This is a genomic window from Bacillota bacterium (assembly GCA_009711825.1).
Classification (GTDB): Bacteria; Bacillota; Proteinivoracia; order UBA4975; family VEMY01; genus VEMY01.
Genome location: VEMY01000039.1, coordinates 69,664 through 91,254, shown reverse-complemented (window position 1 = coordinate 91,254; position 21,591 = coordinate 69,664). Strand labels below are relative to the sequence as shown.

At 49.9% G+C, this 21,591-nt stretch carries 14 protein-coding genes; 10 read left to right on the top strand and 4 right to left on the bottom strand.

The annotated features are described in order from the left end of the window. The first annotated feature begins 797 nt into the window (after positions 1–797). The 6 genes from FH749_12370 to FH749_12345 all read left to right on the top strand — a co-directional run bounded on the left by FH749_12370 (position 798) and on the right by FH749_12345 (position 8,148). Positions 798–2,039 (top strand): hypothetical protein, encoded by a 1,242-nt coding sequence (locus tag FH749_12370; GenBank protein ID MTI96251.1) that lies wholly within the window; start codon positions 798–800, stop codon positions 2,037–2,039. A 40-nt stretch (positions 2,040–2,079) separates the two neighbouring features. Beyond that, entirely contained in the window at positions 2,080–2,931 is an 852-nt protein-coding gene (locus FH749_12365) for a DUF5050 domain-containing protein (GenBank protein ID MTI96250.1), read from the top strand. Between the two features lie 218 nt (positions 2,932–3,149). After that, positions 3,150–3,923, top strand: a complete 774-nt coding sequence (locus tag FH749_12360) for an ABC transporter ATP-binding protein (protein MTI96249.1) — start codon at positions 3,150–3,152, stop codon at positions 3,921–3,923. Further along, on the top strand, positions 3,850–5,931 hold the full coding sequence (locus FH749_12355) for a CPBP family intramembrane metalloprotease (protein ID MTI96248.1): 2,082 nt from the start codon (positions 3,850–3,852) through the stop codon (positions 5,929–5,931). Before FH749_12360 ends, FH749_12355 begins: the two co-directional genes overlap by 74 nt. A 142-nt stretch (positions 5,932–6,073) precedes the next feature. Beyond that, on the top strand, positions 6,074–7,258 hold the full coding sequence (locus tag FH749_12350) for a serine hydrolase (GenBank protein ID MTI96247.1): 1,185 nt from the start codon (positions 6,074–6,076) through the stop codon (positions 7,256–7,258). Beyond that, positions 7,213–8,148, top strand: a complete 936-nt coding sequence (locus FH749_12345) for a hypothetical protein (GenBank protein MTI96246.1) — start codon at positions 7,213–7,215, stop codon at positions 8,146–8,148. The genes FH749_12350 and FH749_12345 overlap by 46 nt, the downstream gene beginning before the upstream one ends. A 125-nt stretch (positions 8,149–8,273) precedes the next feature. Here the strand turns inward: FH749_12345 and FH749_12340 are convergent, their stop codons facing one another. Next, the gene (locus tag FH749_12340) at positions 8,274–8,795 is read right to left on the bottom strand and encodes an isoprenylcysteine carboxylmethyltransferase family protein (protein ID MTI96245.1); all 522 of its coding nucleotides are present in this window, start codon (positions 8,793–8,795) and stop codon (positions 8,274–8,276) included. Positions 8,796–8,842: 47 nt separating this feature from the next. On the opposite strand from FH749_12340, the gene FH749_12335 reads away from it, so the two are divergent. Next, positions 8,843–11,578, top strand: coding sequence for a hypothetical protein (locus FH749_12335; protein ID MTI96244.1), 2,736 nt, complete (start codon positions 8,843–8,845; stop codon positions 11,576–11,578). 1 nt (position 11,579) lies between these two features. On the opposite strand, the gene FH749_12330 is transcribed toward FH749_12335, so the two are convergent. After that, positions 11,580–12,365 (bottom strand): alpha/beta hydrolase, encoded by a 786-nt coding sequence (locus FH749_12330; protein MTI96243.1) that lies wholly within the window; start codon positions 12,363–12,365, stop codon positions 11,580–11,582. Positions 12,366–12,504: 139 nt separating this feature from the next. Here FH749_12330 and FH749_12325 point away from each other — a divergent pair, with 139 nt between their 5' ends. Then, entirely contained in the window at positions 12,505–13,602 is a 1,098-nt protein-coding gene (locus FH749_12325; protein ID MTI96242.1) for a hypothetical protein, read from the top strand. A gap of 83 nt (positions 13,603–13,685) precedes the next feature. Beyond that, positions 13,686–14,582: a diacylglycerol kinase family lipid kinase gene (locus FH749_12320; protein MTI96241.1), complete on the top strand. Its 897-nt coding sequence runs from the start codon at positions 13,686–13,688 to the stop codon at positions 14,580–14,582. Between the two features lie 70 nt (positions 14,583–14,652). Here FH749_12320 and FH749_12315 read toward each other — a convergent pair whose 3' ends face one another. Continuing rightward, positions 14,653–16,044 carry a sodium:glutamate symporter gene (locus FH749_12315; GenBank protein MTI96240.1) on the bottom strand — a complete coding sequence of 464 codons (1,392 nt, stop codon included), beginning with the start codon at positions 16,042–16,044 and terminating at the stop codon, positions 14,653–14,655. Positions 16,045–16,197: 153 nt separating this feature from the next. Further along, positions 16,198–17,295, bottom strand: coding sequence for a dipeptide epimerase (locus tag FH749_12310; GenBank protein ID MTI96239.1), 1,098 nt, complete (start codon positions 17,293–17,295; stop codon positions 16,198–16,200). 238 nt (positions 17,296–17,533) lie between these two features. Here FH749_12310 and FH749_12305 point away from each other — a divergent pair, with 238 nt between their 5' ends. Continuing rightward, positions 17,534–21,403, top strand: a complete 3,870-nt coding sequence (locus FH749_12305) for a hypothetical protein (protein ID MTI96238.1) — start codon at positions 17,534–17,536, stop codon at positions 21,401–21,403. Positions 21,404–21,591: the final 188 nt, after the last annotated feature.

Sequence of the window (21,591 nt, the reverse complement as noted above, 5' to 3'; positions counted from 1 at the left end):
TGTATATGTCATGAACAGGGCTAGACTAAATCAGGAGCACATTAGGGAGCTTTATGGCCAATTTATTGCTGACTTACCTAGTTACTTCAGGAGGTCAGCAGGGTTTTGGGTGTGCGAAACTTGAGTTGTTTTAGCTTTAGTTTTCAGCTCGTTTGTGACTACTGCTTATGCATTTCAGAATGGTAACCGTTTTGGGGAGGAGAATGGGGATCGTGACCGGTCTATGGACAGGGAGTGCGTTGAGATAGCCCTTGACCGCGACCAGGACCAATTCAGAGATAGGTTGAGAGCGCGCGATTGTGAATGCCCAGAGGACTGTCCTCAACTGAGAACAAGGTTGCATAACTCCGAAGCGGATGCGAATGAGAGCAGTGATTCTGTGGTCGATCGGCTCCAACAAAGACTAAGAATTCGTGATCAAGATTGCGTGAATGATTGCGCGGGAGACCAATCGAGATCCGGAGCAAGTGGGTTTTTTCGGACCAGGTTAAGATACTTTTATTTCAATCGAAGTTAAACCTTAATGTTTACAAATTCCGGCTGTTGAAATAAATATTTCTCTCCCGGCAGTATAAACTATACTGCCGGTTTTTTAACTGCATAAGCTAATTTTATCTTTAGGGGAGATTTAATTTTCTGCATTCTTACATATCTATAGACTAGGTGTGCTTCTCTTGTCATTTGTAAAGTGAATTAAGGGGGTGCTGCTGGTCGCAATGTTCAATAGGCCAGGAAATATAATCAAATTGCAACAGCCTATGGTAAATGCCAATAAAAAGTTAATGGAAGGAAGGCCTATGCAAAGGAAACAGTTTGGCGTATGTTTGTTGGTGTTTTTGTTTGTTGTGATGAGTTTCACGACAGGTTTCGCCGCCGGTAATGGTTCGGGAGGGCAGGGGCATGGCAAAGACAGCGACGATGCCGTTATCGTTGAGGAAACAACCGGCCGGAATGGACATGGCGCAGGCGATAAAGAGAACGTTGTAGCGCCCCCTGCGCAGGACCCTGACGGAGATGATACTGAAGTTGATGAAAGCGAGAGTGTTGTGCCCGGAAATGGAAAGAAGGGCAGCAGTGACGCTGAGCGTGGGAACGGAGAGGGGCCGAAAGACCCTGGCCCGGATGATAAGCGCAAGGGCCCCCCTACTGACCATGATGACGAAGAAATCGAGATGATTTTCCCCACAAATGCAGCTGATAAGTCGGAGGAGTTTCGGGAGTTTACTAACGGAACCCACGAGGATGTTTATATCAACGTTGAAAACCTTGTCTCCGAAATTGGCGACGGTTGCTATCACGTGAAGGTAGAGCAACGGGGCCGGGGAGGAACAAACCAACTCGGGTTGGGAACGGTAGAATTGACTCTAGAAACCAAAACTTTTAATCTGTATGAAGTTACGGAGTTTGAGATCGGTGATAATTACAGCAAAGAGTATTTTGTTTTGATGAGTCTGGAAGAAGGGTTCCCCCGCGGGGAAGATCAAACCTTTTCGACTAATTTTAAGCTTGGTCATCCCACGCCGATAATCGATTACAATAATGTGGTGGTTACCAACGCGATTAGTGGCGGGGAACAGTCGCCGGAAGGGATAATCTTCATCCTCGCCCGAGAGTTTCACCATGTTCCTATCGAGGAGCTGTCCTGGGTTGATTATTACAACTGGGAGTACAGTCATCCTGATGATCCTCTGGGCAAACCTGATCCCGCCGACCCGTATAACCCTGCCAACCCGGTAGTGCCCAAGGTAGAGTTTTGGCATTTCTGCGATGAAGTTAAGATGATTGGCATCACCAACGCACAGGGTATAGTTGAATGGATTCCACCACGCGAAACATTAAAGCTTGGTGGCTATGTGCTGCTTCAGGTTACCCCCAAGGATTATATTGACAACCTGAATGCAACTAATCCCGATTCCCATGATGGTGCGCCGTATAAAGCGGTTCACCTAATGCGCGACGGGTCAGCAGAAATTCATGTAGTAACCACTTATGACGCTGGCACCGAGTGTCATGATCCGTTCGGCGTGACAAAACGATAAACAACAGTTAAGGATATGGGGCGCCATATCCTTTTTTTTTATGTGCTCAGGAAGGAAATGGATGCTCGGTAATATAGCTAATGAAGCGTTTGTCGCCACCGATGGGGACTGGGTATATTACCTTAGTGGCAGTCAGGACGCTGTTTACCGGGTGCGCAGCACCGGTGGAGACAGCGAAAAGCTAGTCGACTTACCCGGTGTGCAATTTCTTAATCTCCTTGACGGTTGGCTGTATGTTAGCTCAAGCGAAGGGCTTTACCGCTTGCGCACCAATGGCGAATCTCTAGAGAAACTTAGCGAAGACATCGCCGGTTATGTTAATGTTGTCAATGACTGGGTTTATTATTTATCTGAGGATGGTATATACCGGTTGCCCGTTACCGGTGGCGACCGCGAGCTATTGCATCAGGAAAGAAGTGGCTGGCTCACCGTTGCCGATGGCTGGCTGTACTTTACTGCCTTTAGTGACGCTGGGGATGGGCCAATTCAGCGTATGCGCACCGACGGAAGCGGGCCAGAGCAGCTGAACAATGAATCCTCTGGGTTAATTAATGTAGTCGGTAACTGGATTTACTATTTTGATTCCGAAAATCAGGGGATCTACCGGATGCAAACTGATGGGAGCAATCGGCAGTTACTTACTGATGAGGGCAGTCCATTTGCAATCAACGTTGACGGTAACTGGGTGTATTACGTCGATTACGCCCAGCGGACAATAAACAAGATGCGTACTAACGGCAGTCGCAATCAGCAACTCACCGAGGACAGGCCATACTTTATTAATGTTGTCGACGGCTGGATCTACTACCAATTACGCACACCTGAATATCAGTATCAGTTGCATCGCGTGCGCACGGACGGCAGCGACCGTGAGCAATTCATAGCTGACTAACTCAATACATAAGCCCTGCGCCTCAGCAGGGTTTTATGTTTGTGTTGATTTGGTGGAATGTTTTGTATAAGATGAGGTGAGGAAGAGGGATTTGTTTTGACGTTAGTTACAGGAGATTAAACATTTGGGGTAAGGGCATCCACTAAGCCGCCGAATGTGGCGGCGTTTTTTATTTCTGTGGAGTTACTAGCGAACTTGGATTTAGAGAGGTGAAAGTTGTGCTGAGAGTTGAGAATCTAAGCAAAAAATTTGCGCGCTCCGTTAAGATAAAGGGCGAAAAGAATCGCCGTGAGGAATTCCTGGCAGTGAACGATTTAAGTTTTACAGTTGAGCCCGGTGATATATTTGGCATCCTGGGTCCCAATGGTGCCGGCAAGACAACTCTGCTCCGCATGGTGGGGGGGATAATGACACCTAGCTCTGGGATTGTTACATTGTCGGGGCGCAGTGTTGCCCAAGACCCCAACCGCTACAAGCGCTCCATCGGCTATTTATCCGGGAATACAAAGCTCTATGGACGCATGACGCCCCGGGAACTGTTGCTGATTTTCAGCGAGCTCTACGATATTCCCAGGGAGACGGCGGTGGCCCGGGTTGAAGAGGTGATTACCCTCCTGGCAATTGACGAGTTTGCCGACGAACGCATTGAACACCTCTCAACCGGTCAGACTCAACGGGTGTCGATAGCCCGGTGCCTTGTGCATTCGCCGAGTTTGTACATATTTGACGAGCCGACCCTGGGCCTGGATGTGCTCAGCAGCCACTCGATAATAGAATTTATGCAGGCCGAGAGTGCACGGGGCAAGGGTGTGGTTTATTCGACCCACTACATGGAAGAGGCTGAGACCATCTGCAACAAAATTATTCTCTTGCATAAAGGGATTGCCATCGCTGAGGGCAGTCCTGATGAGCTGAAGCATGAGACCGGAACCGACAATGTCCGGGACGCTTTTATCGCTCTGCTTCGGGAGAGGGGTGAGTTGGTTGGCTAATTTCAGAACCAGAGCCTTGTTTGCGGTGTATAAAAAAGAAATACTCGATGTCCTGCGGGATAAGCGCACTTTGGCAATAATGATATTGCTGCCCCTGATTCTCTATCCGCTCTTGCTACTGGTTGGGTCCCAGGTGGGGATGATGCTTGCCCGGACCGAAGTTGAACGGGAGTTCGAAGTAGCTTTTGACTTTCCCATGGAAATCAGTTTGGGCAGCCTGATTGCCGATTACGAAAAGTACAGGCTTAAGCCTGAATACCCCCGGAATTTAGAGGAAGCGTTGGATAGCGGGGAGATTGCTGCCTATGTAACGCTGGCCGAGGAGAACGGCCGGGATGTATATACGATTCATTATAATTCGGCACAATCCGGCAGTAGTAGCGCCGCCAACCGGGTGCGGCAGCTGCTTGGAGATTATCAGCGGTTGCTGACTCGGGAGCAGCTGGAGACGGCTGGTCTGGATCCCGAGATTGTCCTAGAGCCAATCGGCCATCGAATGGCAGATACGGCCGCCGATGAAGAAAAGACCGGGATGTTTTTAGGTTCAATCTTGCCCTTCTTTTTGGTGGTAGGGGTAGTTACCGGCGCCGTGTATCCGGCTATTGATGTGACCTCGGGGGAAAAGGAGCGGGGTACCTTGGAAACATTGCTCACCCTGCCTCTGAGCAATCTAGAGTTAATGGCCGGCAAATTCTTCGCTGTGGCCAGTGTGGCAGTAGCCTCAGCTGTTCTAAACTTCGTTTCCCTTCCGCTGGTGGGGGGATTTCTGGTTAGCGGGCTGATTGGTGTTACAATGGACTTGAATGTCAGCGCCCTGGTTTTGCCTCTGCTTATTACCTTTGTATGTATTCTTGTGTTTTCGCTGTTTGTCAGCGCCGTGATTCTCTGTGTGACATCCTTTGCCAAGAGCTTTAAAGAGGCCAATAACTATATTACGCCGGTGCTGCTGATTTTCATGTTGCCGTCCATGGTGACAATGATTCCAGACCTTAACTTGAGTAGTGCAACGGCGGCAATACCTGTGGTGAATATTCTCTTGCTGATTAAAGATGTGCTCATTCTCAACTACGATCTTGCCAATATGGCGATTGTCCTCGTCAGCAATATCGGCTATGCTGTGCTCGCAGTAATTGCCCTGGCAAAAATCTATAATTCTGAGGACGTTCTTTTCGGCGCTGGCAGTGGCCTAAACTTGCTGGAAAGAAGGAGCAATATTATTCCCGGGGCCAGGATTAGCCCCAGTGACGGGTTGATTTTATATATTTTCGGCATGTTGGCGATGTTCTATCTCAGTTCGTTGTTTATGATCAGACTGGGCTTTTACGGCATTGCCGCCACCCAGGCGCTGATTGCAGCCCTGCCGATCCTCGCTGCACTTTATTTGAAGGCAGATTTAAGAAACACATTCAAACTGAAACTGCCACGCCTCAGGGAAGTGTTGGGCGCATTGCTTTTATGGCTGGGGGCGTTTATCGCAGTTAATCTTCTGGCCAACCTAATGCTGCATTTCTTTCTCCAGGGCGAAGAAGTTGCCGAGCAGTTGACCTATGCCTTGAGAGGCAGCAATCTCTGGGTGAGCTTGCTGGTTGTGGCCCTGTTACCTGCCATCGGCGAGGAACTGTTCTTCCGGGGATTTGTATTCTCTTCCCTGGAGGGGAGGGTGAAGCCGGGGACGGCAATATTCCTGACCAGTTTGATGTTTTCTTTGATGCACATTGAGTTCATCCGTCTGCCCCCGACTTTTATCCTTGGCTTGGCCTTTACCCTGGCGCTGTTCAAAACTGGCTCTATCCTGGTGCCGGCGCTGATGCATTTTGTGAACAACGGTGTCGCCGTAGCCAGTATGTTCTATCCTGAGGCCACGGAGAATGTTTCTGAGATGGTACTGTTTACCGGTAATCCCTTGCTGAACGGTTTGATATGGCTGGCCGTTGCCGTTGGCACGGCGCTGCTGGGTTATAAGCTCCTCGGGACTGAAAAAGGAGTAGATACTTTTCTGAGCAGGTAGCCAACCGAGTAAACCAAATAACATGTGCAATTGCAACAATCCTCCCCCGAAGGCTGACGTGTAGAAGCTTCTGGGGGAGGATTTCTATTGCCTGAAATCGTCCTGGTGGTTTTTTAGGCCTATAGGACAACAAGTCCTTATAATGACTCTCCCGTTACACATTGCTAACATATTTGGCGCAGTATTGTCCTGCATTGCGTTTTTTAATATATTTCGCTTAGGTAAACTGTCCAAAGACAACTTGCCGAGAGGAATGATAGATATGAAAAAGTTCTTAACCTTATCCTTAATTGGTTTATTAACACTAATGTTTGGTATGAACCTCAACCCGGCGTCAGCATCAGCGCCGCCCTTAGATGCCACCGATCTGGAGGCCTTTTTGGATTCAGTTATCGCTGAACAGATGGCTGAGTTTGACGTGCCGAATCTAACTGTCTCAGTTGTCGCGTCAGGAGAAGTAATATTAGCAAAGGGCTACGGCTTTTCGGATATTGAAAAGGAATTGCCTGTAGCCCCTGATAAAACACTGTTTCGAATTGGGTCTACATCCAAGCTGTTTACCTGGACAGCGGTTATGCAGTTGGTAGAGCAAGGGAAGCTGGACTTAGATACGGATGTTAACCAGTACTTAGACTTTGAGATTCCCTCCGAGCTGGAGTATGGAAGGCAAAGAGAGGATGTAGGTCCAATAACCTTGAGACATCTTATGTCCCACACGCCAGGATTTGAAGATAAACTCACGGGTGTGTTTTCGCTTACTGAGGAAGACCTGATGCCTCTTGCTCAGTATGTTCGCGAGCAGAGGCCAGCAAGGTTATTTCCTCCTGGCGAGGTTAGCGCCTATTCAAATTATGGGACTATATTAGCAGGGTATATAGTTGAGGTTGTATCAGGAGTGCCTTTTTCCCAATATGTTGAAGAGTTTATTTACAGCCCCTTGGGCATGAAAAACAGTACATTTGAGCAGCCATTACCTGCCGGTTTGGCTGAGAACATGTCTAAAGCCTATCGGTATGTAGATGGGGAGTTTCGTGAGGGGAAATTTGAATTTATGTCCGAGCCCTCTGGCAGTATGAGTAGCAGCGCTTCTGATATGGCCAGGTTTATGCTGGCTTATCTTCAGGGAGGGCAGTTAAACGGCGAAACCATTTTGCTGGAGCAAACGGTGAGCAAGATGTTTAGCGAACAATTTACTCATCATCCCCGATTGGACGGGATGGCCCATGGTTTTTTAAAGGCCACAGTGAACAGCCACGATGTATTCCATATCCCGGTGGGACTATGCTCTATGATACAGGACTCTATCTGCTTCCAGATGAAGAAGTAGGATTTTTCATCTCTCATAGCGGTGGAAGCTATCTCGTAAATCTTGAAGTATTTCAAGGGTTTATGGACAGGTATTTTCCTGGTGAAGAGGCGCCTGCTCCAGGTGCGCCTGCAGATATGGCTGAACGTTCCCAGGAGTTCGTTGGTGAATATCATCAAAACCGGCGGGCCCTTACCAATGTAGATAAATTTCAAAGCCTTTTTATGGGCGTAATTCATGTAAGTGTCGATGAAGAGGGCTATTTGTTGGTTACCCACCTGGAAGAAACAAATAGGTTCGTGGAAGTAGAACAGGGGGTGTATCATAATCTAAGAGAAGGCAGAGCACAGGACTATGGTGGAGATTTCCGCACAATTGTATTCTCGAAAGACCCCATGGGGAAAATTATGCTAATCAGTGATGGTCCGATGAGCTATTCGCGGGCTGAATGGTATGAGACATTTGGAATAACCTTTATTATGTTGTTTGGTTCCATTTTGATAATGATTGGCAGCCTACTATACTGGGGTATTAAGGCCGGTGTGCTTAAGCTGCGTCGGAAGCTTGCTCAATCCAAGGAACATGCGAAAGATGCAAAGTGGGCAAAACGGTTGGCAGTTATCCAGGGCCTGTGCGCCGTTGCGTTTGTCGTCGGGTTTATTACCGAGAGTGACATCGACCCTGTGTACGGTTTGCCGGTCGCTGCCTTTACGCAACCTTCAACATGGGCTAAGTTTTATGATTTAGCGCTTTCATACGTGATGGTTGCGCTGGCAGTTGCCATTGTAATCTTTGCTGTTCTTGCCTGGAAGAAATCTTATTGGAAACTGGCTGGAAGGCTACATTATACTCTTTTTGCCTTCGCCGGGATTGTGTTGACTTGGATATTTTACTTCTGGCAAGTCATATAGCGCTACGGACTCATCGTGGCCACCAACAAAAATATCCGGGGTTTCAGACCCGGATATTTTCTTGCCCTATTTTCTGCTGAGCCGATAGCTCGGAAGAGGATTCAATGGCTATGCCGGATTAGGCATTACTTACTCTGTTTCCAGGGGCGGAGCCGTGGAAGCCAGCGGGGCACGTTGTCCATGTATTCCACATAATCGCTGCCAAACCGGTCCTTTAGCCCCTTTTCTTCTGCCAGGGGAAAATAGATTGCATTGCCGATAAAGAATACAGCAGCCCATATAGCAAGAGCTCCAGAGCCCAGAATTATTGCCTGACCGGAGAGAATTAGTATCATGCCGGTAATCATGGGGTTGCGGACGTGGCGGTAGGGGCCAGCGACAACCAATTTGCGCGGCGGTTCCCAGGGCGCGGGAGTGCCTTTCCCCAGCTTACTAAAGAGGCTCACTGTCCAGATGCCCAACGAAATGCCGGCCACCAAGAAACCAAGGCCCAGCCAAAACATAATGTTAGTCGGAGAATGCGGACGAAAATCGCCACCGGTAAGAGTTAGTATGCTGAATGGAATCAGCAGACCAACTGTGCCCGGCAATATGAGAATTGCCTTAAGCAGCTTCAATATTATCACCTCACTGGCGTTATTCCACATAAACAGGTTTCCATCCTGCAGCGCTTATATTTCTGATTATATGAAGGATGCCACTTAATCCTGGCGAAATCTATAATAGCAAAATGAGTTGGTCAGGGGGTAATCTGATGGACAATTTGTTGCAGATTAAAGTAACACTGCCACCGAAGAAGCCGGGGTTGTTTGCTCGTCCACGGATTACAGAGTTGCTAGGCGACAATCTCATTGTCTCCCGGCAATTCAGCCGTCAGCTTACTTTAGTTTCTGCCCCTGCCGGGTTTGGAAAAACTACTGTGGTTCAGGACTGGCTATATGAAAGAAAAGAAGCTGTCGCCTGGCTGTCTGTAGATGAAAGAGACGATGATTTTCTGCATTTTTGGACCTATGTTGTAACCGCCCTGCAAGCTGTAGAAAAGGGTATGGGAAAAACCACGCTGGCACTTTTGCAGGCCGGCTCTTTGGGTAAACTTCTGGAGTTTGAGAGTATGCTGATTCCCCTGTTGAACGACATTAAGTCGCTGAAAGCTCCTGTCCATTTGGTGATTGACGACTATCATTTGATAACGAATGGAACTATCCACAAATCCATGTGGTATTTTATTGAGAATTTGCCGCCGTCAGCACATGTGGTTTTGGTGACCCGTGCTGATCCGCCTTGGCCACTGGCCAAGATGCGGGCCAGAAACAATTTAGTCGAGGCCCGCCAGGCTACCCTAAAGTTCACTTTGGATGAGACCGAACAGCTATTGGCCCAAATTTTTAAGCTTCATTTGACTGCTGACAATCTGAAAGTGCTGCATAATCAAACTGAAGGCTGGGGTGCGGGTCTTCAGCTCGCAGCATTATCCCTGGTTCAGAACCCTGAGAAAGCAGAGTTTATCGAGCATTTGGCGGGTAGCAAACACCACGCCATGGCCTTTCTTTACGAAGAGGTTTTTTCCCGCCTTGAGACTTCGCTCAAGGATTTCCTGCTTAAAACCTCTGTGTTGCGCCAGTTAAATGTCCCGCTGTGTAAAGCTGTTACCGGAGGCAATGAGAGCGCCGCCATGCTCAGACGAATCGAGCAGGAAAACCTGTTTTTAGTGCATATGGACGGTAAACGAACCTGGTTTCGTTACCATGCCCTGTTTGGTGACCTGCTCCGGCAGCAATTACATAAGACTTGCGATGACCGGCAAGTTGCCCAGTTATATCAGCGGGCGATTGATTTCTTCTTGGATTCCGGAGCTCCGTCAGAGGCAATCAGGTATGCCTTAATTGCAGGCTCGCCAGAGCGGGCAGCGTCAATTCTCCAGGAACATATCGATGATTTGTGGTTCTCCCAGGGCAGGCGACAGTTAACCAATTGGCTTGATCGACTGCCAATCGACTGTCTGGAGGCCCGCCCACGCTTACTGATTTATAGGGCGCTATTTCATCTGATCGATGAAGGTAAAGAAGAGGCCCGGGCATGCCTGCGGTCTGCGGTTGGCCACAGCGGCAGCGATCGGGGAGACCAACATGAGTTTGCCGGTATGTTAGCGGTGGTTCAGGCTTATTATTCTATATTTGAGAATGAGCTTGACCGGGCTCATGAACTGGCCGAGCGGGCCCTGAAAATGTTGCCTTCGAATAAGCCTTTCTGGCGGATTTCGGCGGCAATAAATGCCGGGGACGCAAAAACCCTCGCCAATGATTGGGATGGAGCGCATATAGATTATATGTCAGCCTATCGAGAGAGCAAGAAAATTTCCAATCCCTATGTCGTATTGACTTCCGGAGTTAAAGCAGTCAACAATCTCTGGGCCGGGGGTAAGTTGCAGCAGATGCAGATATTGCTTGAACAGCTGCAGCAATATATCTCAGAACACGGGTTGACTGGAGTTCCACGAGCGGGAATAATCTGGGGCCTGCAAGGGGCGCTAACCAGAGAGCAGGGTAATTTGGAAGCTGCAGAACGCATGGTGGCACATAGTCTGGAGATTAGTGAATTGGAGAAGCCGACACTGGGCTTCAATTATCTGTTTCAGATTGCAGTTTCGTTTTCCCGGGGCAAGTTGGGCACGGCGTTGGCTGCGGTCGGTCAGATTGAGATCATTCACCAGCAGTCAGGGCTGCCCGGTTTTGTGACTTTGCCTGCAGCTGTTTGGAAGGCCAGATTGCAATTGGCAGCGGGAAATCCGGAGCTGGCTCGGGAGACGCTTGCAGAAATCGGTGTTCGGGAGCAGGTGGCGATATCTGGTGGACAAGAAGCAGCATACCTGACCTTGGCACGGGTGTTGGTAGCGGAAAGTAAAAATCAAGAGGCAGGTAAAATCTTAAATGCGTTGATTGCTACCGGGAGAATGGGTGTTGGTTTGCGGATAGAGGCATTGCTATCGTTTTGTCGACTGGAATTGATGGCGGGTAATATGCGTGCTGCTGCGCATCACCTCAAACAAGCCCTCTCCATTGGCATGGGTGAGGGATATTTCCAGGTTTTTCTGGATGAAATACAGGGGCTGGAATCTTGTTTTGCCCAAGTGTTCTCCTGGCTTAATGCTAATGCAAGTCCGGTACTTGCCGGGTATATTCAAGATATTCTTGCCCATGTGGATTTTTCCAGTAAGGCAGAACAAGGCAGCCTTGTGGAGGAATTGAGCGCCCGGGAATTGGAGGTGCTTACTCTGATTGGCCAGGGATTTTCCAATCAGGATATTGCCAGGGAGCTCTTTTTGACTGAGGGGACTGTAAAGTGGCATACCGGCAACATATACGGAAAATTAGGCGTTAAAAGCAGAACCCGGGCTGTGGCCCGGGCGAGGGAGTTAAACTTACTCTCCTGATTTAGAGGCCGATTTCCGCCAGGAAGGAGAGGACCGCCTCGTTGAACGCTTGGGGATTGTCCTGGTTTCCGTTGTGTCCTGCTCCTGGCAGAACCACATACTTGCTGCCGGGAATTGAGGCATGCCAGCGGGCGTTGGCCTTTGCTACATATTTTGGCATCTCGTGTTCGCCATGGGTTAAAAGGAGCGGCTGGCTGGGTGCGGAGATTTTTGTGCTGCCTGCCGCCAGCATGCCCTGCATAATGTAATAGAACTGTTTGACGCCAATCTCGTTCATTGACTGTTCGGCAAAGGTCTGGGCCGCCGGCGTTGTCGCCTTCTGCCGGGCAACCCAGCGAAAAACCGACTTTTGCGGCAGCACCAGGAAGGTATTGTTCATGACCTTGAACATAAAATCTTCAAGTTTTGATGTGCCTTTTTCAAGCGGTACGCCGCTAATACTGATAATGGCCTGGATTCGCTCCGGGTAAAGGACAGCTGCGTGTTGACTCACCCAGCTCCCCAGCGACTGGCCGCCCAACACCGCCTGCTTGATATTGAGCGCATCTAGTATTGCGATGATATTGGTCGACTGCTCAGTGAACGGCAGTGGACCGTCCAGTTTGTGGGAGCGGCCGTGCCCGGGCATATCCCAAACCACTATCCGGTACTTATCCTTCAGTGCGGCAATTTGGCTGTCGAACATGCGGCAATTTAGGCCGGCGCCGTGGGTGAGGACAAGTGCCGGCTGGTTCTCCGGACCGTGGACTTCGCAATAAATTGAGCCACCTAAGGTTTCTAGAAACATATTACACCTCCATTAGAGCTTTTAAGGCAATTATACAGGATATGGGTCTATTTTTGACCTAACGAAAGTCGGGGTTGCAGGCACTATTTGCAAACAGTCGTCCTAGAAGCTACAATTATTGTAGATTTTACAGGGGGGCATGAATATGTTACGCACAATTAGGCGAGTGTTGGGTAATATCCGGACTGTTAACGCTGAAGGGTATAAACCTGTTAGTCGGCAGTATTTGGAGACAATTTGGTGGGGACTGAGGTATAAAATGTCGCCGCTGGAGTACTACTTGTTTAAGTTTGGGAAAAAGAATGTGGGCTTGAAAGAAGTTCGGCGTTACCTGTTAAATCATCAGGCAACCTGGATTTTGCGGCCCCGCCTCAATAGCAAGAACTGGGCGCCGCTAATGAGAAATAAAGTGCTTTTCAACTCTTTTTATGGCAGTCGGGGAGTTCCTGTTTCAGAGTTATACGGGATTTTTCATCCCCATTACGGGGCTGACAGACAGGGAACGCCGTTGCGTAGTTCCACGGATCTCAGCCGATGGATGGACGAAAAGCAGCCCAGGAGTCTTGTTATCAAGCCGCTGGGAGGCGGGCAGGGCACGGGTGTATTGGTTTTGGATGTCAAGGGGAAAGAGTTCATTGACAGAGCAGACAACAGATATTGCGCTGATGAGCTTGTTGAACATATGACTCAGGACCTGGGATTTAATCACCATGGATTCATGCTGGAGGCGAAACTCCAAAATCATCAGAGTATAGCCCGGTTTAATGCCGACTCTTTAAACACTTGCCGGGTTGTTACGTTTCTTGATGCCGAAAGCAATGTCAATATCCTATTCGCCATCATTCGCCTGGGGCGCAGGGGCATGAGTACGGATAATTGGCATACAGGCAGTGTGGCAGTGGGAGTTGATGTTAAAACCGGGGTGATGGGGGATGGCGCTATTCGTCCGGAGTTTGGAGGCGAGTGGTTGTCGGTGCATCCTGATTCCGGCTTACGCTTTAAAGGTGAGAAGATCCCTATGTGGGATCAGGTTTTGGACCTGACTGAAAGGGCGGCCCGGATGACACCGGGAATATTGACAGTTGCCTGGGATATTGCTGTTACGGAAGCGGGACCGGTTATTGTAGAGGGGAATCACAATTGGAGTTCGTTAATTGGACAAACCTTTGCCGGCGGCCTGTTGACCGATGAATTTCGTGCCAAACTGCGTCCTTTTGGCTTATCTTTTCCTGAGTAATGCAGATTGCAGGTAAGCAGCTTGGTTTTGTCGAATAGAGGTTGTGCACAACCTTGTGCCAGTTTAATGAACGGAGGGCGCCTATGCCTGCAAAAGTAATACTGAACCCATATTCTAATCGCTGGAACGCAAAGAAGCGCTGGCCGCAAGCGGAAGTAGCTTTGCAGAAGGCCGGCGTGGATTTTGATTTGGCGGTATCGGATTATCACGGACATGCTGTAGAGTTGGCCCGGGAGGCGGCAGAGGCCGGTTTCTCCCCGATTATCGCCGCAGGTGGCGATGGCACGATTGGCGAGGTTGTCAACGGGATTGCCAAGGCCAAGGGCGAAGCCAATCTTGGCACTGTTGGTGTTATGCCTCTGGGGACCGCCAATGATTTGGTGTATAATCTGGGGCTGCCTTTGGATCTGGAGGCCGCTGCCCGAGTCATAGCCGACGGTAAGACCAGGACATTGGACGTATGCAAAGCAGGTGAGCGCTATTTTATCAACAACTCGGCTCTGGGGCTGGAGCCATATATAACCGTCCTTCAACAGCAAATCACCTGGTTAAAGGGAATTCCCCGCTACCTTTGGGCGGCAATTAAGGGGATTATCCAGAACCCGAAGTGGGAGGCCCGGGTGGAGTGGGATGAGGGCAGTTATGAGGGCCCCCTGACATTGCTGTCGGTGGGCAATGCCCCTCGGACCGGCGGCTTGTTTTTCATGGCCCCCCATGCCGACCCGGCTGACGGCAAGTTGACCGCTGTTTTGGCGTTTAAAAACTCGTCTCTGGGATTGCTGGCCTTATTGCCCAAGGCAATGACCCCGGCCGGGAAGTTTGTCCATGCCCAGGGGATTCAGGAAATCCACACAACAAAGATTAATATCCATTTAAACTCCCCATCGCCGGCCCATTCCGACGGCGAACTCTTCCCCGAACAGGTAGAGCAAATAGAATATGGAATTCTACCCGGCGCCATAGACGTGCTTGTAAGCTAATAAACTGCCTCCAGCAAAGGAGGCAGTTTTTATGTCTAAAAAGCCGCTCCGAGAGGGAGCGGCTTAACACTTATTTCCCTTTTCCGAAGTAAAAGAGGCCAACCAGTAACCAGATAACCATCAACGCGCCGGTAATCAGCAAGACGGTGAGACCACCAAAGTTGAAAATCAGCGGAACGGACATGGCGGTAAAGAAGCCGCCGCCGACAAAGGGTTCAAATAGTAGCTGCTTGTAACCAAAGGCCTCAAAAGCCGGGGATTTGGTCTCGGGGTCAACTATGCGCATCAGAAGCAGTCCGGTGGCTGTTACCCCCTGGGACTGTCCAAAGTCGCCAATCGCCCGTTCAAACCAATAGTCAGGTAGCATGCGGCGGGCCAGGAACAGGAAGGCGCCGATATTCCAAGCGAGTCCGGCGATGATTAGTAGGAGTAATGGGGCCCAGTTATCGGCCAAAGCGCTGATGGTCAGGGTTCCCAGGGCAGATAGGATTAGGAGGTCCAGGGCTGCCCCTTGTATGCTGAGCATCATTTCCCGGCTTAGAGCCAGGAAAGAGAAGTAATGCCGGTGCAGTTTCTGGACGATAACCCCGCCAATCATGGCCAGGGGGAAGAGGGGGATGTGTCCCAATAGTACCGGCGCTCCCAGGGGAATAAGCAGTGTGTTTTCCAGTAGAATCATGCCCTGGAGCAACAGATAGCCGATACCGATTGCCACCGCTATGTAGGCGAGATGGAAGGCAAGAGGCTCAACAGACTCAAGTCCTTTTTGCTTTGGGCGAGGCGTGTCGCGGATAATTGCGCAGTCATCCTCTTCCTCTGCTTCTTTGACACTCTCATCTGCTTTTTGCTGGCTGCGGACAAACTTGGTGTGGCCGCGGGCAATGCCCCAATTGACGAGAATCATGCCGAGCACAACCCCCATGACAATACCGACTGTGGCCATGGCCAAGGCGAGGTCCTGCCCCTGTTCCCAACCGATTTCGGCAAACGTTGCGCCAAGACCGGCAGCTGTCCCGTGACCGCCCTCGAAGCCGATCTCAATCAGGGCGCCAAACATCGGTTCAACATCAAATACAGGCGCGAGCACCAGCAGAGTGAGGCCAATACCCACCACATATTGGCCCCAGCCTATAGTCTGGCCAAAAGCCACCTGGGGGCCCGCCCGGCGCCAGACTTCCTTGACACCGGGGATGGTTTTGCCGATGAACAGGGAGGCAAAGACAATATTGATTAGGAAGCCGGGTAACGTTTGCAAAAAAGCGATGACATCTCTGCCAATCAGACCACCATCCAGGGCAGGGACGATCCGACCCAAGACCTCTGGCCCGACGAGCAAGGCAATAATTCCACCGATAATCGAACTGGGGATGAACCAATGCCGCAGTACTGGCACAGCCATGCGCACCAACTTGCCGGCAATCAGCGCCACACCCAACCAGACAAATCCGAGAACAGGTACGATAATATCGCCTCCTTAAGTAAGTATATTGGCTTTATTATACACTGGTTTATCTTGCCAGTCACGGCGTTAGTCTGATTCTTGTAGACACTGAAGCTAGTTGATTCTTAGACTAAAGAATATCCATTTATCTGGGGTCAACATTTCTCCACAGGTCTAGCGAATTGTTACCTGACTTGTTGTCAGTTCAGAGATTGTTTCCATATCCGGCTCAAATCCCAGACCTGATTTTGCCGACAACCCAATTAGCTTGCCCTGGGCAGGGAAGGGGCCACAGTCCCGGCTGAACATCTGGGGCCCAACCATTTCATTGGCCTGAACGCCAGGCATGGCGGCGGCAAAGTGGGCGCCGGCCAGCGAGCCGATTGCTGACTCTAGCATCGAGCCCAGAAGCACCCGGACGCCTGCAGCTTGCGCCTGTTCCGCTAACGCCTTGGCCGGGTAAAGACCGCCGCATTTCATCAGCTTGATGTTTAACCAGTCCATGGCTTCAAGTCTAAGCGCCCGCTCCAGGTCATGGCTGTCCAGAACCGCTTCATCTGCCATGATTGGGATACTCTCCCGTAGTTCAGCAAGACCCTCCAAATCCCACCAGGGCAGTGGTTGCTCCAGGACCTCGACATTAGCGGCAATCAGCGCTGGCAGAACCCTTTGGGCGTCGGAACGGGACCAACCCTGATTGGCATCCACCCGCAGGTGAGCATCGGGCCCCAGGGCAGCACGGACGGCGGTGATTCGTGCGCTGTCCTCCTTTGGGTCGGCGCCCAGTTTGACTTTGAACTGGCTAAAGCCCTGTGTCAGCCAGGCACGGGCAGTCTTGGCTTGGTTTTCCGGGCTGTCGATGGGGATTACAGCCGGCAATTCGGCAGTATTACTTGTGCCAAACAGGCGGTAGAGCGGCTGCTGATGGTGTTTGGCCAGGATGTCATGGCAGGCGATATCCACCGCCGCTTTCGCCGCCGGTGCGCCCCGAAGGAAGTCCATCCGCTGATGGACTCCGGCCAGATTCAATGCGTCAGCGCCGATTAGCTGTGGCGCCAGGTCTTCCCGGAGCATCGCAACGCAACTGGCCGGGGTCTCACTGCTGACATTGGGGTCGGGAACGGCCTCGCCCCAGCCTTCCAGGCCGTTGTTGGTTGTAATCCGCACCAGAATAGATGGCATTTCATGCCAGTGTTCATACGCAATGACAAACGGCTCCCGCAGTGGCAGCTTGATTGCCAGCACCTCAATCTTTGTAATCAGAGAACTCATCTTATCACCCCGCTTATAATTAACTCCAGTTTACCAGCTTCCGGACTCAGGTCAAACGTAGAAAGGACTCTGTCTTTAGGTAAGCTTTAGCTAATCTTTAGGTTATCTTTAGGTTGGGACCCAGTAGAAAGTGTAAAATATGTATAAGGACAAGCCCAATTACACATAGTTCTAACTTATGCTTAATGATTACGGGTGAGTTGTAGAAGAAAGTTTTTAATTCACAAGGGGGTTTAATATGAAAAAGAGAGGTTTTATTTCAGTCGTTGCTGCGGTTATAGTTGTTACAATGCTATTTACGGTCCAAACCATATTGCCAGCCGGAGCCGCACCTGCAGGTACTGGACTATTTGAGGGTGAGGGGACTAAGGACGACCCTTATCTGGTAGAGTCAAAAGATGATCTTAATAATGTTCGGGACTATCCAGATAAACACTTTAGGCAGACCCAAGATATACTATTTACAGATGCAGATTTCGAGGAGGATGGGGCTTTTCATAATGGAGGTCAAGGATGGGTGCCCATTGAATCATTTTCCGGCACCTATGATGGTAACGGCAAAAGAATTGAAAATCTAACTCTAAACCGAAATGAGTCATATGTCGGCTTGTTCGCGGTTTTGGATGAAGAGGCTGAAATCTCTAATGTTACTTTGCTGGATGTCGAGGTAAAAGCCGGCAACTATGTCGGTGGGTTGGCAGGGTGGAACGAGGGCAAGATTAGCAACTCAACAATCAGTGGCAAAGTGTCTGGCGGGATGTGGGTCGGCGGTCTGGTGGGTGAGAATTCTGGCACCATAGAGAGCTCGGAAGCCAGTAATGTTGAAGTGGATAGTAATTATCCCTTTGTAGGCGGTCTGGTGGGCTACAATACTGGTAACATAGAGAATTCGGAAGCAAGTAATGTTAAAGTGCAGGGTATCCAGAATGTCGGTGGTTTGGTAGGCACCAGTTCTGGCATCATAGAAAATTCGTCTGCCCAGGCAGAAATTCAAGGTGGCCCCTTTAGTGGCGGTCTGGTTGGATCGAATTCCGGTATTATAATCCACTCAGCTGTTGATGCTATAGTATCCTGTGAAGATAATATGCGGGTCGGCGGTCTGGTAGGTGAGAATTCTGGCGACATAGAGAACTCGGTGGCTGAGGGAAAGGTGCATGGTCACTCGGATACTGGCGGGTTGGCGGGCTGGAATTCTGGGACCATCATTAATTCAGAGGTCTTAAATAGCAACGTTACAGGCCGTTATGAGACAGGTGGCTTGGCGGGTTCGAATTCTGGGACCATCGAGGACTCTACTGCCTTGGCCAAAGTGGACGGTGAAAGGAATATTGGTGGCTTAGTAGGTCAAAACGGTAATTACAACGGTGATGGCAGCATAATCGGCTCGGAAGCTCGGGGTGACGTACAGGGTATAAATGCTGTTGGAGGCCTGGTGGGCAGTAATGGCGAGTGGGGTCGCCACGGAAGCATCATCGCCTCAAGTGCCTTCGGTGATATACTGGGTGACAGTGATGTCGGCGGTTTGGTGGGCCAGAATTTTAGTAGCGTTACCAACTCGGAGGCCCAAGGTGATGTACATGGCAGAGAAACTGTCGGTGGCTTAGTTGGCTACAACACAGATTCTGGCAGCATCACCGAATCCTTCGCCATCGGACTTATATCTGGGGACATGTTGATCGGCGGCTTTGTCGGGTTTAATGCAGGTAGCATCGAAAGCTCATTCGCCTACGGCGAGGCATCTGGTAGCGAAGACTCTGATGGCTGGCCCGGGGTTACGGATGGCAGTGCGCTTATTGGTGGTTTGGCTGGTTATAACCTTGGCAGTATCGCTGATTCCTTTTTCTACGGCCTGGTATCTGGTGATGATTATGTTGGCGGCTTGGTTGGGCTTAATCAAGGTGACATCATTAACACATACGCCAACGTAATTGCCCCTGGGGAACACACCGGAGGTAAAAACATCGGGGGCTTGGTGGGCTCAGATGAAATGCCAGGCATTCGGTCTGTTGAGCAACCCACAGTAACCGCCTCCTTCTGGAATACCGAAACATCAGGCCTGGTGGAAAGCGCCGGTGGTGTAGGTAAAACCAGCGAAGAACTTACTTCGTACTTTCTCTATAAAGATGCCGGTTGGGATTTCATCGGGGAGACAGTAAATGGAACAGAGGGAATTTGGGGTATAAACCCTGATGGTTTTGACAGCTACCCCTTTCTTGCTTGGCTGCAGTTCAAACAAATACCTGTTGTTATTACAGAAGAGGTTTCCGATGTTGGTGTTACCTCCGCAGTTAGCAGCGGGGTCATTGTGAATATAGGTGAGCCCGAATCAACGGAACACGGCCATGTGTGGGGCACTTCTCCAGAACCGACAATTGATGATTCCAAGACAGTCTTTGGACAAGTGGTAGAGGGTGAGTCATATACCTCAAAACTGACCGACTTGACTCCTAATACCACCTACTACATTCGCGCTTATGCTGTCAATGAAGATTACGCCGCTTACGGTGAAGAACTCGAGTTTAAGACGGAACGACAGCGTCTGACAATAAGTGGATTTAATGCTAAAGATAAGGTTTATGATGGTAATGTGGTCGCCCAGGTCAGCGGAATTGAATTCGACGGTATCCTGGTAGGGCACGCAGATTTCAGCATTGGAAGCGTCACAGCAGAATTCAACCACCAGCGGGCCAGAGAAGACAATACCGTTGCTATAACAAGTATCGAGCTGGTGGGCAATGATGCATTCAAGTATTATGTGTCTCTAGAAGGAGCCCCGGAGGTCTCTGCCCACATTACGCCAAAACCTTTGGATCTACCTGGAATCACAGGACTAGAGAAAAACTACGATGGCACCACTGAAGCCCAAGTGGACTACGGTCAACTCTCGGGTGTGGTTGCTGGAGATACGGTTACCTTAGATACCAGTGCAGCCAATGCTCATTTTGCCGACAGGCATACCGGTAGCAACAAAGAAGTTTCTGTAACCGGCTTGGCTCTTGCCGGAGCAGACGCAGGTAATTACAGTATCGGGGATTTTGCAACCACAGGAAATATCCTTCCCAAAGAGCTGACCCTGCCTGGACTTACTATTTATGACAAGGTCTATGACGGTACTGCTGAGGCAGAAGTAGCAGACTACGGCCAACTCTCGGGCATAGTCGGTGATGATGACGTAACCTTGGTAACTGATGATGTAGACGCTTCCTTTGCTACTAGCCAGGCGGGAGTGGACAAGCAAGTGACGGTGCGCGGTCTGGCGCTTACCGGCCAGGATGCCGATAATTACAGCATCAGTACTGCTACGGTCCGGGCCAGCATTCTTCCCCGTGAGCTGACAGTTGCTGCCGATGCCCAGCGCAAATTCTCAGGTGACGCTGATCCCGAACTCAGCTACCAAATTGTCGATGGAGATTTGGTAGCCGGTGACGAGCTTACCGGAGTGTTGACCCGGGAAGCGGGCGAAGAGCCAGGTGTATACACCATTCAGCTAGGCACTCTGGCAAACCCCAATTACCAAATTGACTTCATCCCAGCAGAGTTCATCATTGCAAATTCGACCTTCAGTATCAGTTATTCAACCAGCGATATATTTGTATTGGGGTTGGAAAACGCGATCCGGTTGCCTGAGCTTGAGCAGGATGATGTAATTAAGGTTGAAGTGGAGTTGGTGGTGGACAGGCTGGAGGTAGAACACGACACCCTTTTTATGGCGACAGAAGCATTAAAGGATAACAATATTGATGTCCTGGAGGCCTTCAACATCAAGCTCATCAAGACTGTCTATTATGTCGATGGCAGCTCCGCAGATTTCGGTGTGCCTAACGAAGACATCATCGGGTCATTCAAGGTGCAAATGCCGTTGCTTGAAGAGTTCGAAGCGAAAAATCCCGGAATTGTTTACATCGACGCCGATGGCAACGTGACAGAGTTTGCGAGCAGTCCTGTTACCGTTGACGGCAAAACTTACTTGGAATTTGAGACCGACCATCTGTCAGTCTACGCCATGGTAGGCGACGTCGAAGCAGCTGGTCTGACATGGTTGTGGATTCTCTTGGGAGTTGTTCTTGTGGGAGGCCTAATCTTAGTCGGCCGCAAAATTATCCGTTAGACATATCCATGCTTAAATAGTTAATGCCTGCATCGGTTAATGATGCAGGCATTAGTCTTGCACTCCCTTTAGGTAAGCTTTAGCTAATCTTTAGGTTATCTTTAGGTTGGGACCCAGAAGACAATGTATAATATGTTTAGGGACAAGCCTGTCGTTCGAGGACATGGCTGGTGATTACGGGTGGTTGT

Excerpts from the sequence above, each read along its gene's own strand:
- FH749_12370 (MTI96251.1), top strand. The coding sequence starts at position 798 with ATGCAAAGGAAACAGTTTGGCGTATGTTTGTTGGTGTTTTTGTTTGTT.
- FH749_12365 (MTI96250.1), top strand. The coding sequence starts at position 2,080 with ATGTGCTCAGGAAGGAAATGGATGCTCGGTAATATAGCTAATGAAGCG.
- FH749_12355 (MTI96248.1), top strand. The coding sequence starts at position 3,850 with ATGAGACCGGAACCGACAATGTCCGGGACGCTTTTATCGCTCTGCTTC.
- FH749_12350 (MTI96247.1), top strand. The coding sequence starts at position 6,074 with ATGACTCTCCCGTTACACATTGCTAACATATTTGGCGCAGTATTGTCC.
- FH749_12345 (MTI96246.1), top strand. The coding sequence starts at position 7,213 with ATGCTCTATGATACAGGACTCTATCTGCTTCCAGATGAAGAAGTAGGA.
- FH749_12340 (MTI96245.1), bottom strand. The coding sequence starts at position 8,795 with ATGTGGAATAACGCCAGTGAGGTGATAATATTGAAGCTGCTTAAGGCA.
- FH749_12335 (MTI96244.1), top strand. The coding sequence starts at position 8,843 with ATGCCACTTAATCCTGGCGAAATCTATAATAGCAAAATGAGTTGGTCA.
- FH749_12330 (MTI96243.1), bottom strand. The coding sequence starts at position 12,365 with ATGTTTCTAGAAACCTTAGGTGGCTCAATTTATTGCGAAGTCCACGGT.
- FH749_12325 (MTI96242.1), top strand. The coding sequence starts at position 12,505 with ATGAATATGTTACGCACAATTAGGCGAGTGTTGGGTAATATCCGGACT.
- FH749_12320 (MTI96241.1), top strand. The coding sequence starts at position 13,686 with ATGCCTGCAAAAGTAATACTGAACCCATATTCTAATCGCTGGAACGCA.
- FH749_12310 (MTI96239.1), bottom strand. The coding sequence starts at position 17,295 with ATGAGTTCTCTGATTACAAAGATTGAGGTGCTGGCAATCAAGCTGCCA.
- FH749_12305 (MTI96238.1), top strand. The coding sequence starts at position 17,534 with ATGAAAAAGAGAGGTTTTATTTCAGTCGTTGCTGCGGTTATAGTTGTT.